Annotated in this window: 16 protein-coding genes; 10 read left to right on the forward strand and 6 right to left on the reverse strand. The window is 60.6% G+C overall.

The features are described from left to right. Nucleotides 1–89 precede the first annotated feature (89 nt). Complete coding sequence (locus R2B70_RS08440) at nt 90–1376, reverse strand: citrate synthase (protein WP_042075430.1); 1287 nt, start codon at nt 1374–1376, stop codon at nt 90–92. 423 nt (nt 1377–1799) lie between these two features. Here R2B70_RS08440 and sdhC point away from each other — a divergent pair, with 423 nt between their 5' ends. The 8 genes from sdhC (at nt 1800) to sucD (ending at nt 11378) form a co-directional block, all read left to right on the forward strand. Next, entirely contained in the window at nt 1800–2189 is a 390-nt protein-coding gene (gene sdhC, locus R2B70_RS08445; RefSeq protein WP_029314418.1) for a succinate dehydrogenase cytochrome b556 subunit, read from the forward strand. Then, nucleotides 2183–2527, forward strand: a complete 345-nt coding sequence (sdhD, locus tag R2B70_RS08450; RefSeq protein ID WP_010674495.1) for a succinate dehydrogenase, hydrophobic membrane anchor protein — start codon at nt 2183–2185, stop codon at nt 2525–2527. The genes sdhC and sdhD overlap by 7 nt, the downstream gene beginning before the upstream one ends. A 1-nt stretch (nt 2528) precedes the next feature. After that, nucleotides 2529–4295: a succinate dehydrogenase flavoprotein subunit gene (sdhA, locus tag R2B70_RS08455; RefSeq protein WP_042075436.1), complete on the forward strand. Its 1767-nt coding sequence runs from the start codon at nt 2529–2531 to the stop codon at nt 4293–4295. A gap of 16 nt (nt 4296–4311) precedes the next feature. Then, nucleotides 4312–5028 (forward strand): succinate dehydrogenase iron-sulfur subunit, encoded by a 717-nt coding sequence (locus R2B70_RS08460; RefSeq protein ID WP_042075439.1) that lies wholly within the window; start codon nt 4312–4314, stop codon nt 5026–5028. 118 nt (nt 5029–5146) lie between these two features. After that, nucleotides 5147–7957, forward strand: a complete 2811-nt coding sequence (gene sucA, locus R2B70_RS08465; protein ID WP_042075441.1) for a 2-oxoglutarate dehydrogenase E1 component — start codon at nt 5147–5149, stop codon at nt 7955–7957. Nucleotides 7958–8044: 87 nt separating this feature from the next. Further along, nucleotides 8045–9235 (forward strand): 2-oxoglutarate dehydrogenase complex dihydrolipoyllysine-residue succinyltransferase, encoded by a 1191-nt coding sequence (gene odhB / locus R2B70_RS08470; RefSeq protein WP_042075442.1) that lies wholly within the window; start codon nt 8045–8047, stop codon nt 9233–9235. 104 nt (nt 9236–9339) lie between these two features. Then, nucleotides 9340–10506 (forward strand): ADP-forming succinate--CoA ligase subunit beta, encoded by a 1167-nt coding sequence (gene sucC / locus R2B70_RS08475; RefSeq protein ID WP_318163142.1) that lies wholly within the window; start codon nt 9340–9342, stop codon nt 10504–10506. Continuing rightward, on the forward strand, nt 10506–11378 hold the full coding sequence (sucD, locus tag R2B70_RS08480; RefSeq protein WP_005300222.1) for a succinate--CoA ligase subunit alpha: 873 nt from the start codon (nt 10506–10508) through the stop codon (nt 11376–11378). Before sucC ends, sucD begins: the two co-directional genes overlap by 1 nt. Nucleotides 11379–11605: 227 nt before the next feature. Here sucD and R2B70_RS08485 read toward each other — a convergent pair whose 3' ends face one another. Further along, nucleotides 11606–11818, reverse strand: coding sequence for a hypothetical protein (locus tag R2B70_RS08485; protein WP_157005320.1), 213 nt, complete (start codon nt 11816–11818; stop codon nt 11606–11608). A 342-nt stretch (nt 11819–12160) separates the two neighbouring features. Here R2B70_RS08485 and R2B70_RS08490 point away from each other — a divergent pair, with 342 nt between their 5' ends. Then, the gene (locus tag R2B70_RS08490) at nt 12161–12595 is read left to right on the forward strand and encodes a YcgN family cysteine cluster protein (RefSeq protein ID WP_202040812.1); all 435 of its coding nucleotides are present in this window, start codon (nt 12161–12163) and stop codon (nt 12593–12595) included. Between the two features lie 292 nt (nt 12596–12887). On the opposite strand, the gene pflB is transcribed toward R2B70_RS08490, so the two are convergent. The 3 genes from pflB to ycaO form a co-directional block, all read right to left on the reverse strand. After that, nucleotides 12888–15170, reverse strand: a complete 2283-nt coding sequence (gene pflB / locus R2B70_RS08495) for a formate C-acetyltransferase (protein WP_318163143.1) — start codon at nt 15168–15170, stop codon at nt 12888–12890. A gap of 41 nt (nt 15171–15211) precedes the next feature. Then, the gene (gene focA / locus R2B70_RS08500; protein WP_042075449.1) at nt 15212–16060 is read right to left on the reverse strand and encodes a formate transporter FocA; all 849 of its coding nucleotides are present in this window, start codon (nt 16058–16060) and stop codon (nt 15212–15214) included. Nucleotides 16061–16442: 382 nt separating this feature from the next. Continuing rightward, on the reverse strand, nt 16443–18203 hold the full coding sequence (gene ycaO, locus R2B70_RS08505) for a 30S ribosomal protein S12 methylthiotransferase accessory factor YcaO (RefSeq protein WP_318163144.1): 1761 nt from the start codon (nt 18201–18203) through the stop codon (nt 16443–16445). 291 nt (nt 18204–18494) lie between these two features. On the opposite strand from ycaO, the gene R2B70_RS08510 reads away from it, so the two are divergent. Then, nucleotides 18495–19193, forward strand: coding sequence for a B3/4 domain-containing protein (locus R2B70_RS08510; protein WP_318163145.1), 699 nt, complete (start codon nt 18495–18497; stop codon nt 19191–19193). Nucleotides 19194–19316: 123 nt separating this feature from the next. On the opposite strand, the gene sugE is transcribed toward R2B70_RS08510, so the two are convergent. Next, nucleotides 19317–19631: a quaternary ammonium compound efflux SMR transporter SugE gene (sugE, locus tag R2B70_RS08515; RefSeq protein WP_318163146.1), complete on the reverse strand. Its 315-nt coding sequence runs from the start codon at nt 19629–19631 to the stop codon at nt 19317–19319. Between the last annotated feature and the right edge of the window lie 14 nt (nt 19632–19645).

Raw genomic sequence — 19645 nt, forward strand, 5'->3', positions numbered from 1 at the left:
TCTCCTTGGTGCGAAAGGGCGCGATTAAAGCGGCAAATAAAAAGGCGGTCAATGACCGCCTTTGTAACAAACCATGTCGGTACGCCGGATCAGCGTTGGTCGAGCGGGGTGAACTCGCGCTGCGGCAGACCGGTGTAGAGCTGGCGCGGGCGGCCGATCTTCTGGTCCGGGTCGGAGTGCATCTCGTTCCAGTGGGCAATCCAGCCGATGGTACGGGAGATGGCGAAGATCACGGTGAACATGGACATGGGGATGCCGATGGCCTTCATGATGATGCCGGAGTAGAAGTCCACGTTCGGGTAGAGCTTCTTCTCGATGAAGTAGGGGTCGGACAGCGCGATGCGCTCCAGCTCCATGGCCACGTCCAGCAGCGGATCCTTGATCTGCAGCTCGGTCAGTACCTCGTGGCAGGTTTCGCGCATCACGGTGGCACGGGGGTCGTGGTTCTTGTAAACCCGGTGGCCGAAGCCCATCAGGCGGAAGGGGTCGTTCTTGTCCTTGGCGCGGCCGATGTACTCGGGGATGCGATCCACGGAGCCAATCTCCTCGAGCATCTTGAGGCAGGCTTCGTTGGCACCGCCGTGGGCCGGACCCCACAGGGAGGCGATCCCCGCGGCGATACAGGCGAACGGGTTGGCACCGGAGGAGCCGGCCAGACGCACGGTGGAGGTAGAGGCGTTCTGCTCGTGATCCGCATGCAGGGTGAAGATGCGGTCCATGGCGCGTTCGACGATGGGGTTGACCTTGTACTCTTCGGTCGGCACGCCAAACATCATGTGCAGGAAGTTGCCTGCATAGGAGAGGGCGTTGCGCGGCTGCATGAAGGGCTGGCCGATGGAGTACTTGTAACACATGGCGGCCAGGGTCGGCATCTTGGAGAGCAGACGGAAGGCACAGATCTCGCGATGCTCCTCGTTGTTGATGTCGAGGGCATCGTGATAGAAGGCGGACAGCGCGCTGACCACACCGCACATGACGGCCATGGGGTGGGCGTCGCGACGGAAGCCACGGAAGAAGAAGGCGATCTGCTCGTGCACCATGGTGTGGCGAGTCACCAGACGCTCAAACTCCGCGTATTGGGTCTTGGTGGGGGCTTCGCCGTACAGCAGGATGTAGCAGACTTCGAGGTAGCTGGCCTGGGTGGCCAACTGGGCGATGGGGTAACCGCGGTGCAGCAAGACACCCTGGTCGCCATCGATGTAGGTGATGGAGGATTTGCAAGAACCGGTGGCCATGAATCCGGGGTCGAAGGTGAAGTACCCTTGCGCGCCCAGCTTTCTGACATCGATCACATCGGGTCCAACGGTACCGGACAGGATCGGTAGTTCAACCGGCTCTTTTCCGGGCAGATGTAAGGTGGCTATCTTATCAGCCATAGCACGTCTCCTTTGCTCTTTTATAATTTGGTTCCAGCCCTACTTTATTACGACTTTCATGACGCTGGCAAAGGTTCTTACCCGTACCACGGCGGCTGGAGCGCCCTATTTGAACCAGAGAACCACAGCTTTGTCAATTTTGCTGGAGGATCATTAATGACTTGTTAAAGCTGTTGTGGGATCTGGTTTACGGTTTTGGATTTTCTGTGTAGCTATTTGATTGTCATTGGTTAAGGCCGCCGATATACTGCGCCACGTGGGTGATGGTCGTCGGTGTTTGAAACGCTTTCGCAAAGCCAGATGTGATATCTAAAATGTTATTTTTGGCTTTCCTGAGTTGTTTTGGTAACAAAAACCTAACAAATGCCACTCCTAGCCCTCAAAGCGTGTGAAAACAATAACTAACGTGCTCAATGGAGCTGAGTGGGCAAAGCCGTGAAAAACAAACAGAGACCTGTAAACCTCGACCTACAGACGATCAGCTTTCCTGTCACCGCCATCGCTTCCATCTTGCATCGTGTCTCAGGGGTCATCACCTTTGTGGCATTGGCCATCTTGCTGTGGATGCTTGGTACTTCACTCGCCTCTCCCGAAGGATTTGAATCGGTCGTTGCCATCATGGACAACTTCCTGGTCAAGTTCGTGCTGTGGGGGATCCTGACCGCGCTGGCTTACCACATCGTGGGCGGTCTGCGGCACCTGGTCATGGACATGGGCTATTGGGAAGAGCTGGAATCCGGTAATCAGAGCGCCCGTGTGGCCTTCGTGATCACCGCGGTTTTGGCGGTATTGGCGGGGGTACTGGTATGGTAACCAATTCTGCAACTTTCGGGCGCAGCGGTGTTCACGATTACATCCTGATCCGCGCCACCGCCCTCATCATGACGTGCTACGTCCTCTATCTGGTAGGCTTTGTCGCGTTCAACGACATCACCTACGAGGTGTGGACCGGTTTCTTCTCCAACACCTTCACCAAGGTCTTCACCCTGCTGACACTCGTATGCGTCTTGATCCACGCCTGGATCGGTCTGTGGCAGGTGCTGACCGACTATATCAAGCCGGTCGGACTGCGCGGTGCGCTGCAGTTCGTGCTGGTGGTGGTGCTGTTTGTCTATGTGATGACTGGTTTCGTCGTGCTGTGGGGTGTGTAAGGTGACTATTCCAACTCGTGAATTTGATGCGGTCGTGATCGGTGCCGGTGGCGCCGGTATGCGCGCCGCGCTGCAGATTGCCCAGTCCGGCAAGAGCTGCGCTCTGTTATCCAAGGTTTTCCCGACCCGTTCCCACACGGTCTCCGCCCAGGGCGGGATCACGGTCGCCCTGGGCAATGCCCACGACGACAACTGGCAGTGGCACATGTACGACACCGTCAAGGGCTCCGATTACATCGGTGACCAGGAAGCCATCGAGTACATGTGCAAGACCGGCCCCGAGGCCATCTATGAACTGGAGAACATGGGCCTGCCCTTCTCCCGCTTTGACAACGGTACCGTCTACCAGCGTCCCTTCGGCGGTCAGTCCAAGAACTTCGGCGGTGAGCAGGCCGCCCGTACCGCGGCGGCGGCAGACCGTACCGGCCACGCCCTGCTGCACACGCTTTATCAGCAGAACGTCAAGAACCAGACCACCGTCTTCTCCGAGTGGTATGCCCTGGATCTGGTGAAGAACCAGGACGGCCACGTGGTGGGTTGCACCGCCATCGACATGGAGAGCGGCGAGGTCGTCTACTTCAAGGCCAAGGCCACGGTGCTCGCCACCGGCGGCGCCGGTCGCATCTATCAGTCCACCACCAACGCCCACATCAACACAGGTGATGGCGTCGGCATGGCGCTGCGTGCCGGGGTCGGCGTGCAGGACATGGAGATGTGGCAGTTCCACCCCACCGGCATCGCCGGGGCTGGGGTGCTGGTGACCGAAGGGTGCCGCGGTGAAGGCGGCTACCTACTGAACAAGGACGGCGAGCGCTTCATGGAGCGTTATGCGCCGAACGCCAAGGATCTCGCCGGTCGCGACGTGGTGGCCCGCTCCATCATGATCGAGATCCGCGAAGGCCGCGGCTGCGACGGTCCCTGGGGCCCGCACATCAAGCTCAAGCTGGATCACCTGGGCAAGGACGTACTCGAATCCCGCCTGCCGGGCATCTGCGAGCTCTCTCGCACCTTTGCCCACGTGGATCCGGTCAAGGAACCCATCCCCATCATCCCGACCTGCCACTACATGATGGGCGGCGTGCCGACCAACGTGAACGGCCAGTGCCTGACCCAGGACAAGAACGGCAACGACGTGCCGGTGGTCGGTCTGTTCGCGGTAGGGGAGATCGCCTGCGTGTCCGTGCACGGTGCCAACCGCCTCGGCGGCAACTCCCTGCTGGATCTGGTGGTGTTCGGTCGTGCCGCCGGCATGCACCTGGTCAACACCCTGGGCGAGATGGATCACGGTCGCGATGCCTCCGAGTCTGATCTCGATGCCGCCCTGGCCCGCTTCAACCGCTGGGAAAATACCCGCAGCGGCGAAGATCCGGTGCAGATCCGCAAGGACCTGCAGCGCTGCATGCAGAACAACTTCTCCGTGTTCCGTGAAGGGGATGCCATGGCCGAAGGGCTCGAGGAGCTCAAGGTCATTCGTGAGCGCCTCAAGTCCGCCCGTCTGGACGACACCTCCAGGGAGTTCAACACCCAGCGCATCGAGTGCCTGGAGCTGGACAACCTGATGGAAACGGCGTTTGCCACCGCGGTGGCGGCGAACTTCCGCACCGAGAGCCGGGGCGCCCACTGCCGCTTCGACTTCCCGGATCGCGACGACGAAAACTGGCTGTGCCACAGCCTCTATCATCCGGACACCGAGTCCATGACCCGTCGCGCTGTCAACATGTCACCCAAGACCCGTGAGGCGTTCCCGCCCAAGGTCCGGACTTACTGATTGCGGAGCCAGCACAATGAACGTCACATTCTCTGTCTACAGATACAATCCGGACGTTGATAACGTCCCGCATATGAAGGAATATCGTCTTGATATTCCTGAAGGTTCCGACATGATGGTGCTCGATGCACTGATCCAGCTCAAGGAGCTGGATCCCACGCTCGCCTTCCGCCGCTCTTGCCGCGAAGGGGTCTGTGGATCAGACGGTCTCAACATGAATGGCAAGAACGGTCTTGCCTGCATCACCCCGCTCTCCGATCTGCTGAAGAAGGGCAACAAGGTCGTCATCCGGCCCTTGCCCGGTCTGCCGGTGATCCGGGATCTGGTGATCGACATGACCCAGTTCTACACCCAGTGGGAGAAGGTCAAACCCTTCCTCATCAACGATGACAAACTGCCGCCCGTGCGTGAGCACCTGCAATCCCCCGAAGAGCGCGCCAAGCTGGACGGCCTGTACGAGTGCATTCTCTGTGCCTGCTGCTCCACCTCTTGCCCCTCCTTCTGGTGGAACCCGGACAAGTTCATCGGTCCGGCCGGTCTGCTCGCCGCCTATCGCTGGCTGGCAGACAGCCGCGACACCGCCGCGACCGAGCGACTGGGCAACCTGGACGACGCCTTCAGCGTGTTCCGCTGCCACGGCATCATGAACTGCGTGAACGTCTGTCCCAAGGGCTTGAATCCGACCAAGGCCATCGGTCAGATCAAGTCGATGCTGCTCAACCGGGCTGTTTAGTATCAGGGCCAGGGCGCCACGCGCCGGGCCCGACCTCTGGATAGCCATCCCGTCCCTGGTGGGATGGCTATGACCCTACAAGCTGCGCTGCAGTGAACAAGATGTACAAGGGATAGAAATGCATAACGGCGTGATGAAGGCCTGGTTGGAGTCATCTCACCTGGCTGGTGCGAATGCAAGCTACATTGAGGATTTGTACGAATCCTTCCTGGAAAACCCCGACTCCGTGGCCGACGAGTGGCGCAGCCTGTTCCAGGCGCTGCCCCAGGTCAATGGACATGCAGTCGAACAACCCCACTCCCAGGTCCGCGACTATTTCCGCCGCCTGGCCAAGGAACCCTCCCGTTACAGCGCCCCCGTCTCCGATCCCCAGGTGGATGCCAAGCAGGTCCGCGTACTGCAACTGATCAACGCCTTCCGTTTCCGTGGCCATCAGAATGCCAACCTGGATCCCCTGGGTCTGTGGCAGCGCGAACCGGTCGCCGAGCTCGATCCCGCGTTTCACAACCTGCAGGGGGCCGACATGGAGGCCACCTTCAACGTGGGCTCCTACGCCATCGGTCGCGAGACCATGGTACTCTCCGAACTCTACGCCTCGCTCAAGAAGACCTACTGCAGCAGCATAGGTGCCGACTACATGCACCTCACCTCCACCGAGGAGAAGCGCTGGCTGCAGGACAGGCTCGAATCCATCGAAGGGAAGGGCAGCTACAGCATCGAGGAGAAGACCCGCTTCCTCGAGAGCCTGACCGCCGCCGAAGGGCTGGAAAAATACCTGGGTGCCAAGTTCCCGGGGGCCAAGCGTTTCTCCCTGGAAGGGGGCGATGCCATGGTACCCATGCTCAAAGAGCTTATCCGCCGCGCCGGTGAGCAGGGCTGCAAGGAGGCCGTCATCGGCATGGCTCACCGCGGTCGCCTGAACGTGCTGATCAACGTGCTGGGCAAGCGCGCCCAGGACCTGTTTGACGAGTTTGCCGGCAAGCACGGGGAATCCTGGGGCACCGGGGACGTGAAGTACCACATGGGCTTCTCCTCCGACTTCGCCACCCCGGGTGGCAACGTCCACCTGGCGCTCGCCTTCAACCCGTCCCACCTCGAGATCGTCAACCCCGTGGTCATCGGCTCCGTGCGTGCCCGCATGGACAGACGCGGCGACAAGGACGGCTCCAGCGTCCTGCCCATCACCATCCACGGTGACTCCGCCATCGCGGGGCAGGGGGTAGTGGCCGAGACCTTCAACATGTCCCAGACCCGTGCCTATGGCGTGGGCGGGACTGTGCGTATCGTCATCAACAACCAGGTGGGCTTCACGACCTCCTATCAGCGTGACCTGCGCTCCACCGAATATTGCACCGACATCGCCAAGGCGGTGCAGGCGCCTGTGCTGCACGTCAACGGGGACGACCCGGAAGCCGTGGTGCTGGTGACCCAGATTGCCCTGGATTATCGCAACACCTTCAAGCGCGACGTGGTGATCGAGCTGGTCTGCTACCGTCGTCACGGCCACAACGAGGCCGACGAGCCGAGCGCGACCCAGCCCCTGATGTACCAGAAGATCAAGCAGCACCCGACCCCGCGCAAGATCTACGCCGATCAGCTGATCGCCGAAGGCAGCATCACGCCGGAGCTGGCCACCACCCTGGTGAACGACTATCGCGACACCCTGGATCGGGGCGAGCGGGTGAGCAAGGAGTGGCGCCCCATGGAGCTGCACTCCGTGGACTGGACCCCGTATCTGGGTCACGACTGGGCCATGGCCTATGACAGCACAGTGCCCATGGATCACTTGAAGGCTCTGGGTGAGCGCATCAGCCAGTACCCGGCCACCCATGTGCTGCAGCGCCAGGTCGAGAAGATCTACGAAGACCGCCGTCTGATGGCCGCCGGCGAGAAGCTGGTGGACTGGGGCTTTGCCGAGACCCTGGCCTACGCCACCCTGGTGGACAAGGGGTCCCGCATCCGCTTCACCGGCGAAGACTCCGGCCGTGGCACCTTCTTCCACCGTCACGCCGTGCTGCACAGCCAGACCGATGCCAGCACCTACACCCCGCTGTGCAACCTGCACGACGAGCAGGGTCCGTTCGAGATCTACGACTCCGTGCTGACCGAGAACGCTGTGTTGGCGTTTGAATATGGCTACGCCAGCGCGGAGCCGGCAGGCCTCACCATCTGGGAAGCCCAGTTCGGCGACTTCGCCAACTGCGCCCAGGTCGTGGTGGACCAGTTCCTCTCCTCCGGCGAGCAGAAGTGGGGCCGGATGTGCGGCCTGACCATGCTGCTGCCCCACGGCTACGAGGGCCAGGGCCCGGAGCACTCCTCCGCCCGTCTGGAGCGCTATCTGCAGATGTGCGCCCAGCACAACATGCAGGTGTGCGTGCCCTCCACTCCGGCGCAGGTGTTCCACATGCTGCGTCGCCAGGTGGTGCGCCCCATGCGTCGTCCGCTCATCGTGATGACGCCCAAATCCCTGCTGCGCCACCCGCTGGCGGTGAGCAAGCTCGAAGAGCTGGCACAAGGCACCTTCCAGAACGCCATCGGCGAGATCGATGCGCTGGATCCGAAGGGCGTCAAGCGCGTGGTGTTCTGCTCCGGCAAGGTCTACTACGACCTGCTCGATGCCCGTCGCAAGGCCGAGCAGCAGGACGTGGCCCTGGTGCGGATCGAGCAGCTCTATCCCTTCCCGGAAGAGGAAGTGCGCGCCATCCTGGCCGACTACAGCCATGTCACCGACTTCGTCTGGTGTCAGGAAGAGCCGCAGAACCAGGGCGCCTGGTACAGCACCCGTCATCACTACGACAGCGTGCTGCCAAGCCATGCCCGTCTGCGTTACGCCGGTCGCCCGGCCTCGGCCTCACCGGCCGTCGGTTACATGTCCGTCCACGCCAAGCAGCAGAAAGCCCTGGTGGAAGACGCGCTGACCCTGGAATAAACGAGTTGCGGATGAGGGGGCCCGTGTCGGGACCCTCTCTGACCTGGAACAAGCCTGCTGGCCAAGAAGTAACAAGGAACTGATTACATGACTATCGAGATCAAGGTACCGGACCTGCCGGAATCCGTGGCGGATGCCACCATCGCGACCTGGCACAAGAAACCGGGTGATCTGGTTGCCCGCGACGAAGTGCTGGTTGACATCGAAACCGATAAAGTCGTGCTGGAAGTGCCCGCGCCGGAAGCCGGCGTGCTGGGCGACATCCTGCAGAGCGAAGGGGCCACCGTGCTCTCCCGTCAGCTGATCGCCATGCTCAAGCCTGCCCCCGTGGCCGGTGAAGAGACCAAGGAGAAGCCGGTGGAGGCCGTGGCCGATGACGCCGGCGAGGGGTTGAGCCCCTCCGTGCGCCGTCTGGTGGCCGAGCACGACATCGACGTGGCCAAGCTGACCGGTACCGGCAAGGGCGGTCGCGTCACCAAGGAAGACGTGGAAGCCTTCATCAAGAACCTGGGCAAGCCGGCAGCCCCCGTCGCCGCCGTGGCAGCCGCACCGGTTGCGCCCATTGCCCCCCTGGCCGGTCGCACCGAGAAGCGCGTGCCCATGACCCGGTTGCGCAAGCGCATCGCCGAGCGTCTGCTGGAGGCCAAGAACACCACCGCCATGCTGACCACGTTCAACGAGATCAACATGGCGCCCATCATGAAGCTGCGCAAGCAGTACGGCGAGATCTTCGAGAAGAAGCACGGCATCAAGCTCGGCTTCATGTCCTTCTATGTGAAGGCTGTGGTCGAATCCCTCAAGCGCTACCCGGAAGTGAACGCGGCGCTGGACGGTGACGACATCGTCTACCACAACTACTTCGACGTCAGCATCGCCGTCTCCACCCCCCGCGGTCTGGTGACCCCGGTGCTGCGCGACTGCGACAGCATGAGCCTGGCGGACATCGAGAAGGCCATCAAGGATCTGGCCGGCAAGGGCCGTGACGGCAAGCTGACCGTGGACGAACTGACCGGCGGCAACTTCACCATCACCAACGGTGGCGTGTTCGGCTCCCTGATGTCCACTCCCATCATCAACCCGCCCCAGAGCGCCATTCTGGGCATGCACAAGATCCAGGACCGTCCCATGGCCGTCGACGGCAAGGTCGAGATCCTGCCGATGATGTACCTGGCGCTCTCCTACGATCACCGGATCATCGACGGCCGCGAGTCCGTGGGCTTCCTGGTCTCCGTCAAGGAGCTGCTGGAAGATCCGACCCGTCTGCTGCTGGATGTCTGAGCAACTGACTGAAAGATAACGAGGGGCCGCCCAGGCCCCCATTCACAGGGGATTGAGAAACACGAGCCCCGGACGGAAATACCTACAACACGGATAGAGCATCTATGAATCTGCATGAATATCAGGCAAAACAGCTGTTTGCCGAGTATGGCCTGCCGGTCTCCGAAGGTTATGCCTGTGCCACCCCGCAGGAAGCGGCCGAAGCGGCCGACAAGATTGGCGGTAATACCTGGGTCGTCAAGTGCCAGGTCCACGCTGGTGGCCGCGGCAAGGCGGGCGGCGTCAAGCTGGCCAAGAGCAAGGACGAGATCCGCGCCTTCGCGCAAGCTTGGCTCGGCAAGAACCTGGTGACCTACCAGACTGACGCCAACGGTCAGCCGGTCACCAAGATCCTGGTGGAATCCTGCTCCGACATCGCCAAGGAGCTGTACCTGGGCGCCGTGGTAGACCGTGGCAGCCGCCGCGTGGTCTTCATGGCCTCTACCGAAGGTGGCGTGGAGATCGAGAAAGTCGCCCACGAAACCCCGGAACTCATTCACAAGGCCGCCATCGATCCCCTGGTGGGCCCGCAGCCCTACCAGGCGCGCGAGCTGGCCTTCAAGCTGGGTCTGGTCGGCGATCAGATCAAGCAGTTCACCAAGATCTTCATGGGTCTGGGCCAGATGTTCCTGGACTGCGACTTCGCCCTGCTGGAGATCAACCCCCTGGTCATCACCGACAAGGGCAACCTGCACTGCCTGGACGGCAAGATCAACATCGACGCCAACGCCCTGTACCGTCAGCCCAAGCTGCGCGAGATGCACGACCCGTCCCAGGATGACCCCCGTGAAGCGCACGCCGCCCAGTGGGAGCTGAACTACGTGGCGCTCGACGGCAACATCGGCTGCATGGTCAACGGCGCGGGCCTGGCCATGGGTACCATGGACATCGTCAACCTGCACGGCGGCTCACCGGCCAACTTCCTGGACGTCGGCGGCGGCGCCACCAAGGAGCGCGTGACCGAGGCCTTCAAGATCATCCTGTCCGACAGCAAGGTACAAGCCGTGCTGGTCAACATCTTCGGCGGCATAGTGCGCTGCGACATGATCGCGGAAGGCATCATAGGTGCCGTGAAGGAAGTGGGGGTGAAAGTGCCCGTGGTGGTGCGTCTGGAAGGCAACAATGCCGAACTGGGTGCCCGTAAACTGGCCGACAGCGGCCTCAATATCATCGCCGCAACGAGTCTGACTGACGCAGCTCAGCAAGTGGTTAAAGCAGCGGAGGCCAAATAATGAGCGTTCTGATCAACAAAGACACCAAGGTGATCTGCCAGGGCTTCACCGGCGGTCAGGGTACCTTCCACTCCGAACAGGCCATCGCCTACGGTACCCAGATGGTCGGCGGCGTGTCGCCGGGCAAGGGCGGCACCACCCACCTGGGCCTGCCGGTGTTCAACACCGTTCGTGACGCCGTGGAAGCCACCGGCGCCACCGCCTCCGTCATCTATGTTCCGGCCCCGTTCTGCAAGGACGCCATCCTGGAAGCCATCGATGCCGGCATCAAGCTCATCGTCACCATCACCGAAGGCATCCCGACCCTGGACATGCTGGACGTCAAGGTGAAGCTGCAGGAGACCGGCGTGCGCATGATCGGGCCGAACTGCCCGGGCGTCATCACCCCGGGTGAGTGCAAGATCGGTATCATGCCGGGTCACATCCACAAGCCGGGCAAGGTGGGCATCGTCTCCCGCTCCGGCACCCTGACCTATGAAGCGGTCAAGCAGACCACGGACGAGGGTTTCGGCCAGTCCACCTGCGTCGGTATCGGTGGCGACCCCATCCCGGGTTCCAACTTCATCGACATTCTGGAGATGTTCCAGAACGATCCGCAGACCGAAGCCATCGTGATGATCGGCGAGATCGGCGGCAACGCCGAGGAAGACGCGGCTGCCTACATCAAGGCCCACGTCACCAAGCCGGTGGTCTCCTACATCGCGGGTGTCACCGCTCCGGCTGGCAAGCGCATGGGTCATGCGGGCGCCATCATCGCCGGTGGTAAAGGCACAGCGGCCGAGAAATTTGCCGCCCTGGAAGATGCCGGCGTGAAAACCGTGCGGTCGCTTGCCGATATCGGCAAGGCCCTGCGTGAAGTGACCGGCTGGTAAGATGTTCTAGCCCGTTCTCACCGAGAGAAAAATGCCGGCCCTGGGGCCGGCATTTTTTTATGGTCCTGGGTTTCCATGCCTCTGGGTGCCAACCGATATCATGCCTCGTTCTATCGGTGGAGCTCGACCTGCATGGGGCCGGAATGAGAGTGCAAACGCCGGTTCGATGGATCATTGCCTGAAGTGCGGGTGGAAGAGGCCCCGGGGAAGCGGCCAGGGCTGTGCACTTATTCGGTTAAAACAGAGATGTCCTGCTGACCATGCTGCGGCATGGTGGCGGCAAAGTTGTTGCGACCGCCTCCCTTGCCGTAAGCAGGCTCCATTCCTCCTGATGGGAGGGCACCTCCAGCTGCGGGCGCTTCTCCCGGGATCACCGAGGAGGAGCAGGACGTGAGCAATAGCGATGCCGCTATCAGCAATGCAAGTTTCAACGTCTTCATGACAACGTCCTCTGTCCAGCTAATGGGCTGGACTTCGAGTTATCAGTTTAGGTCCTGTTGAGGGGTCACAATGCACCCGCGGTGACACTAACCCTAGTCGTTTGAGGCTTGCTGATGGGGATCTCTTATGAAATCAACGGCAAGAACGTCATGGCAAATTTGCCAAAAAATGCGATGAAATGATTAAAGGTGGATCCATTGTGCCACTTTGGATGTCGGCGCCGGTCAACCCAGCCTGCGCAGTCTTAGTTCCGATGGGTGTTGGGCTTGACCCTCTGCCTTGAAAAATCGGGCCATAGGGCGTATAACCACGCGCTTGTCAGTGTATTTAGCGAGCCTTCTATGCAAACTCCTTTTTGGCAGGAAAAGACCCTGCAGCAGATGACCATGGCCGAGTGGGAGTCCCTGTGCGACGGCTGCGGTAAGTGCTGCCTGAACAAGCTCATCGACGAGGACACCGAGGAGCTGGTGTTCACCAACGTGGCCTGCAACCTGCTCAATACCAAGACCTGCCAGTGCTCCGACTACGTCAACCGCTTCAAAAAAGAGCCGGACTGCCTGCAGATCACCCACGACAAGATCGCCGAGTTCAACTGGTTGCCTTCGACCTGCGCCTACCGCCTGCTGGCGGAAGGGCAGAGCCTGCCCGAGTGGCATCCGCTCATCACCGGCAACCGCAGCGCCATGCACCAGGCCGGCCAGTCGGTACGCGGCAAGGTGGTGCACGAAGCCTATGCCGGTGACTGGGCCGACCATATCATCACCTGGGCCAGCTAAGCGGCTGCTCAGGCCATCCACAGCATCTATTTGCCACAGGGGCAGGGGAGGAGACTCTTCTGCCCCTGTGGCATTCAGTGGTCACGACGACGAACAGGGTTGTGACTCTCATCCTGGTCCTCGCAGCATCCCGTGGCTGAGTGAAAGGCGGCTTCCTCCCAGCCTACCCCTGAAAAAGGGGAAGACGAAAGAACAGGTGCTCTCTATGTATTCGCTGACAAGTCGGCAGGCCAGGTGAGCAGGCATAAAAAAACCGGCGCCTGGGCGCCGGTTTTTGTTCACCGAGACTCTATTACAGAGAGGCGGTGAAGGTACGGGTGATGACGTCTTGCTGTTGTTCCTTGGTCAAGGAGTTGAAGCGAACGGCATAACCGGATACGCGGATGGTCAACTGCGGATATTTTTCCGGGTTTTCCATGGCGTCCAGCAGCATTTCACGGTTCATCACGTTGACGTTCAGGTGCTGACCACCTTCCAGGTTGGCTTCGTGGTGGAAGTAACCATCCATCAGGCCGGCCAGGTTCGCTTTCTGGGCTTCCATGTCTTTGCCCAGGGCGTTCGGCACGATGGAGAAGGTATAGGAGATACCATCTTTGGCGTAGGCGAACGGCAGCTTGGCGACGGAAGTCAGGGAAGCAACGGCACCCTTCTGGTCACGACCGTGCATCGGGTTGGCACCCGGGCCGAACGGCGCACCGGCGCGACGACCATCCGGGGTGTTACCTGTCTTCTTGCCGTACACCACGTTGGAGGTGATGGTCAGCACGGACTGGGTCGCCACGGCGCCGCGGTAGGTGTTGAGCTTCTGGATCTTCTTCATGAAGCGCTCGACCAGGTCACAGGCAATGTCATCGACGCGAGCGTCGTTGTTACCGAACTGCGGGTACTCGCCTTCGATTTCGAAGTCGATGGAGACGCCATCGGCATCACGTACCGGCTTGACCTTGGCGTACTTGATGGCAGACAGGGAGTCAGCGGCCACGGACAGACCGGCGATGCCGCAGGCCATGGTGCGATAGACGTCACGGTCGTGCAGCGCCATCAGGGAGGCTTCGTAGCTGTACTTGTCGTGCATGTAGTGGATGATGTTCAGGGCGGCGACGTACTGCTTGGCCAGCCAGTCCATGAAGTGATCCAGACGGTCCATCACATCGTTGTAGTCTAGGTACTCGCTCTTGATCATCTCGGTCTTCGGGCCGACCTGGATCTTCAGCTTCTCGTCCATACCGCCGTTGATGGCGTACAGCATGGTCTTGGCCAGGTTGGCACGGGCACCGAAGAACTGCATCTGTTTGCCGACGATCATCGGGGACACACAGCACGCGATGGCGTAGTCATCGTTGTTGAAGTCCGGACGCATCAGGTCGTCGTTCTCGTACTGAACGGAAGAGGTCTCGATGGATACCTTGGCGCAGTACTTCTTGAAACCGACCGGCAGCTTCTCGGACCACAGGATGGTCAGGTTCGGCTCAGGGGACGGGCCCATGGTGTACAGGGTGTTCAGCATACGGAAGCTGTTCTTGGTGACCAGGGTACGGCCATCAACGCCCATACCGGCCAGGGTCTCGGTAGCCCACATCGGGTCGCCGGAGAACAGTGAATCGTATTCCGGGGTACGCAGGAAGCGAACCATACGCAGCTTCATGACCATGTGGTCCATCAGCTCCTGGGCTTCTTGCTCGGTGATCAGGCCTTTCTTCAGGTCACGCTCGATGTAGATGTCCAGGAAGCTGGAGGTACGACCGAAGGACATGGCGGCACCGTTCTGGGACTTGACTGCCGCCAGGTAGGCGAAGTAGGTCCACTGGACGGCTTCTTTGGCGTTTTTGGCCGGTACGGAGATATCGCAACCGTACTTGGCAGCCATCACCTTCATCTGGGCCAGGGCACGGTGCTGCTCGGAGATCTCTTCGCGCAGACGGATGGTGGCTTCCAGGTTGACACCGTTTTCCAGGTCGGCCTGCAGGGACTTGAACTGGGCCAGTTTGTCGGCCATCAGGAAGTCGATACCATACAGGGCAACACGACGGTAGTCACCGATGATACGGCCACGGCCGTAGGCATCCGGCAGACCGGTGATGACGCCGGACTTGCGGCAGTTCAGGATGTCTTTGGTGTAAACGTCAAACACGCCCTGGTTGTGAGTCTTGCGGTACTCGGTGAAGATCTTCTCGACCATGGGATCCAGCTGACGGCCATACACTTCGCAAGAGGTCTTGACCATCTTGATACCGCCGTTGGCGATGATGGCGCGCTTGAGCGGCTTGTCGGTCTGCAGACCAACGATTTGCTCCAGGCTCTGATCGATATAGCCGGCATCGTGAGCGGTAATGGTGGAGGGCAGGTCGGTATCAAAATCGACCGGCGCGTGAGTGCGGTTCTCGATCTTGATGCCTTCCATGACCTTGTCCCACAGCTTGGTGGTGGCTTCGGTCGCGCCAGCCAGGAAGGACTCGTCACCTTCATACGGGGTGTAGTTCTTCTGGATGAAGTCACGGGTGTTGACAGAGGTCTGCCATTCACCGGCTGCGAAGCCTTCCCATGCTTTTTGGAACTGTTCGTTAAGTTCTGCCATTTTCATTACCTCTCAAGGTATTTATGTGTCTGCCGCCATCCTTAATGATGGCGACGGAAGATAAACCAGTAAGTCAGCCCAACCATGACGCCACCACCAATGATATTACCTATGGTGACAGGGATGAGGTTGTGCAGGACGAAGTTGGACACGGTCAGGTCGGCAAAGGTCGCCGGATCCTGGCCGATGGCCTGCCAGAATTCCGGGCTCGCGACGCTGTGGATGGCGATACCGACCGGGATCATAAACATGTTTGCGATGCTGTGCTCAAAACCGGAGGCCACGAACATGGCGACGGGGAGCAGCATCACCATCACCTTGTCGGTGGCGCTGCGGGCGCCGAAGGCCATCCACACGGCGAGACACACCATGAGGTTGCAGAGGATGCCGAGGGCCACGGCCTCGAAGAAGGAGTGATGGATCTTGTGCTGGGCCACTTTCATGGCGTTCAGCCCCCACTGGCCATCCGCCGCCGTGTATTCCGCCGACATGATGATGAGCCCGACGATGATGAGACCGCCGATGAGGTTGCCGAAGTAGACCAGTCCCCAGTTCTTGAGCAACTGGGCCCAGCTGATTCGATTGGCCGCCTTGGCCACCAGGGTCAGGGTAGTGGAGGTGAACAGCTCGGCACCGAGCAGCACACAGAGTATGAGGCCGAGGGAGAAGCAGAGACCACCGACCAGCTTGGCCATACCCCAGGACATGCCGCTTGAGCCGGTAGTGACGGTGATATAGAAGACGAAGGCGATGGCGATGAAGGCGCCTGCCGTGATGGCCAGAGGAATAGTCTTGTATGCGGGCTTGGTGGCCTTGGCATAGGTAATGTCTTCGGCCAGTGCGGCGATGGCTTCGGGCTTGAGACAATCAAAGGGTGATTCTGCTTTCAATTCTCATGTACCTGCATATTTTGCCTGTGGAAATCATAACAAAGGGGCAGATCCCCAAAATTGACTCCGATCAAGAATTACAGATTGTGAATGTAATTTTACTACAGGATTTTTCGTCGTCCGGAAGCTTCTCTTTACACCAGGTTTCAGGTGAAACAGAAGTGAAGCATTTATTAATATTATGATTTTTAAGAACTTATAAACGGCATCTCTAAAAAAGTACCGGCAAGGCACCTTTGCGGAACCCCTGCACCATGGGCATCAAATTAACAACCCCCTAAGAGGTATTTTTTGTCTTTTATTTCATCTTTGAATAAAGGCCAGCCAAAGCGTAGACCATAAAACAGAAGGGGCCATAAGGCCCCTTCGTCACACTAGCATATCAGTTCCAGGTATGGATTCGTTTGGCTTTTTGCAATTTCTCGTAAGCGGCCAGCAGTTTCTGGTGCAACGGGAACTGGGAGAGGGACAGATCGGCGGCTTCCAGACCGTGGAAGCGCGCCTCGCCGCGGGCATTGGCCCAGGCCTGTGCCAGGGTCTCTTCCCCGAACATGCGGGCGAATACCGGGCGGTATTGCTCGGGGTCGCGATCCTCGTCCAGGAACAGCTCGACGCAGGCGCGCAGGGCGCGGTAGTAAGCGGCGCGATCGGCCGGGAACACCGACTGGTTGAACTCCATGGTCCAGTCGATGAGGTCCAGGGCGCTCTCCAGCTCACCGGCGGCCAGCGCCAGCATGGCTTTCAGCTCGCCCACGCGCAGGGTGTGCAGGGCGGTGCCCTTGGCGGCGGCTATGCCGAGCAGCTCGCGCACCCGGGTCCGCTCGTCGTGACCCTCTTCATCCAGCTGGTCGAACAGCGCCATGTACTGCTCCGCGTCCCACTGAAGCGACGGCAGCGCCAGTATGGTTTCCCGCAGGTGGGCGCCCATGGTGTTGTTGGCCAGCAGCAGATCTTCAACCGGATAGATGTCGGACATGCCGGGCACCAGGATGCGGCAGGCATAGACACCGAGGTGCTCGTAGTCGGCGATATAGACCGGCTGCTCCAGCTCATGGAAGATGCCGATCAGGTGGTCGAACTCCTCCTGGGAGGTGCCGCGGAAGTCCCAGTCGGCAAACTCGAAGTCGGACTCCTGCTTGAACAGATCCCAGCTGATGAGGCCGGAGGAGTCGATGAAGTGGGTCTCCAGGTTGTGGTGGTCTGCCACCTGCTCGTTGTCGAATGACGGCGGCACGAACACGTCCAGATCCTTGAGGCTGCGGCCTTGCAGCAGCTCGGTGACGGTGCGCTCGAAGGCCACTTCGAAGCGCGGGTGGGCGCCGAAGGAGGCGAAGCAGGTGCCGTTGCTCGGGTTGAGCAGCACCACGCAGATGACCGGATAGCGGCCACCCAGGGAGGCATCGAAGCTGAAGATGGGGAAGCCTTCGGCCTCCAGCGCATCGATGGAAGCCTTGATGCCGGGGTAGCGGGCGATGACCTCAGCCGGGATCTCCGGCAGGCTGATGGCCTCGGCGATGATCTTGTTCTTCACGTGGCGCTCGAACACCTCGGACAAGCCCTGGGTGCGGGCCTCGGTCTTGGTGTTGCCGGCGCTCATGCCGTTGGAGACATAGAGGTTGCCGATGATGTTCATCGGGATGTAGACGGTGTGGTGATCGGACTGACGCTCGAACGGCAGCGCGACGATGCCGCGACCCTCGTTGCCAGATTGCAGGTCCACCAGCATGTCGGCGGTCACTTCCCCGTCCGGGTTGTAGAACTTGCGGGTGAAGGGGTCGAGCAGGCCGGCGGGCAGCTGATCCCCCTCGATGGGGAACCACTTCTCGTTCGGGTAGTGGACGAACTCGCCGTTCGCTACCTGCTCCCCCAGATAGAAGTCGGCGAAGAAGTAGTTGGTGGAGAGACGCTCGAAGTATTCGCCAAGGGCCGAGGCCAGCGCGGCCTTCTTGCTGGCGCCCTTGCCGTTGGTGAAGCAGAGGGAGCACTCCTTGTCCCGGATGTGCACGGACCAGACGTTGGGTACGGGGTTGAGCCAGGAGGCCTCCTCGATATCAAACCCCAGGGCTTGCAGCTTGGTCTGGAAGCGTTCGATGGAGTCTTCCAGCGCCGCGTCCTTGCCGGGAATAAAAGTGTGGTCGGTCATCACAATATCCTGATTCTTATGGGCTCATGTTTGGACGCAGATAATAGCATGAGTGACGGGGAAAGCGGCCAGGGCAATGCGGTCGCGTCGCGCGCTTGCACGGCGCCAGGGTGATGAAGGATTCATCGCTAAGGGGGAGGCGCATCAGTTTTTCTGAAGTGCCTTAAGAGAAAGTCGATTTGATTGCGTGAAGGCTTCTTCCATCATGGCGCCTCGTCTGGTGACGAGGGCTGCCCCTCGCCACCCCGTGTTTTCTCGTTATTGGTCATCGTTTGCTGACCGGGAGTCGCCATGCCCTTCATGATCCCCCGTATTGCCCCTGACGTCACCCACCTGGTGTCCGGATTCAGAGCCCTCAGTATTCTGGTGGAGACTCCTGGGGTGACGCACCCCGAGGTCGGCGCCGCCGCCCTGGCGCGGGCGTGCAAGGCCGTGCAGGCAGGGGAGGCACCCTGGGCTCAGGCGCATCTGTCTGCCTGGGACGAGGTGTTCAAGTCGTTTGGTGCTAAACCCCAGCGTACCCCCTGTTCGGCGCAGGCACTGCGCAAGCGGGTGCTGCGCGATGGCGTCATGCCCAGCATCGATCCCGTGGTCGATCTCTACAACGCGGTGAGCATCGAATATGCCATTCCTGTGGGTGGGGAAAATCTGGCGGCCTATGAAGGGGAGCCCCGCTTGGTGATCGCCGATGGCAGCGAACGCTTTGACACCATGAAGGAAGGGCTGCCAGCCCAGGAGAGGCCTGAGCCCGGGGAAGTGGTGTGGCGGGACGACAGAGGGGTGACCTGTCGCCGCTGGAACTGGCGTCAGGGGGTACGTACCCGGCTCAGTGTGGAGTGCGGGCAGATGTGGTTCATCCTGGAGAGCCTGCCATCCATGCCACTGGCTGCGTTGCACCAGGCCGGAGATCGGTTGATCGAGGGGTTGCTGCAGATGATGCCGCAGGCCCGGATCGAGAGAACCCTGATAGGTGAGCCTGGTGGGGCATGACCAGCGCTTCTCTTGCCGCTCACTGGTAAGAGTGATGTCTCTCACAAGCCGCGGGGGGTCTGCTTTGACCGCCCGCGGCTTGTTGTGGTTTTTCGAGTTTTCCTTCGTGGGCAGCGCCGCGGCTCAACCGATCAGCTTCAACCCCAGAATGCCGCCGATGATCAGCAGCAGGCAGAGCACCCGGGCCAGGGTGGCCGGCTCGTTGAACAGCCAGATCCCCATCAGCACGGTGCCGACCGCGCCTATGCCGGTCCAGACCGCGTAGGCGGTGCCGAGCGGCAGTTGCTTGACCGCCATGGCGAGCAGCAGCACGCTCACGGCCATGGCACTCAGGGTCAGCAGGGTGGGGAAAGGGCGGCTGAAGCCGTCGGTGTACTTGAGGCCGATGGCCCAGGCGACTTCGAACAGGCCGGCCAGCAGCAGTAGCAACCAGGACATAAGGAAGGTTCCGC

The organism is Aeromonas sp. XH (assembly GCF_033348475.1).
In the GTDB taxonomy this organism is placed as follows: Bacteria; Pseudomonadota; Gammaproteobacteria; order Enterobacterales; family Aeromonadaceae; genus Aeromonas; species Aeromonas sanarellii.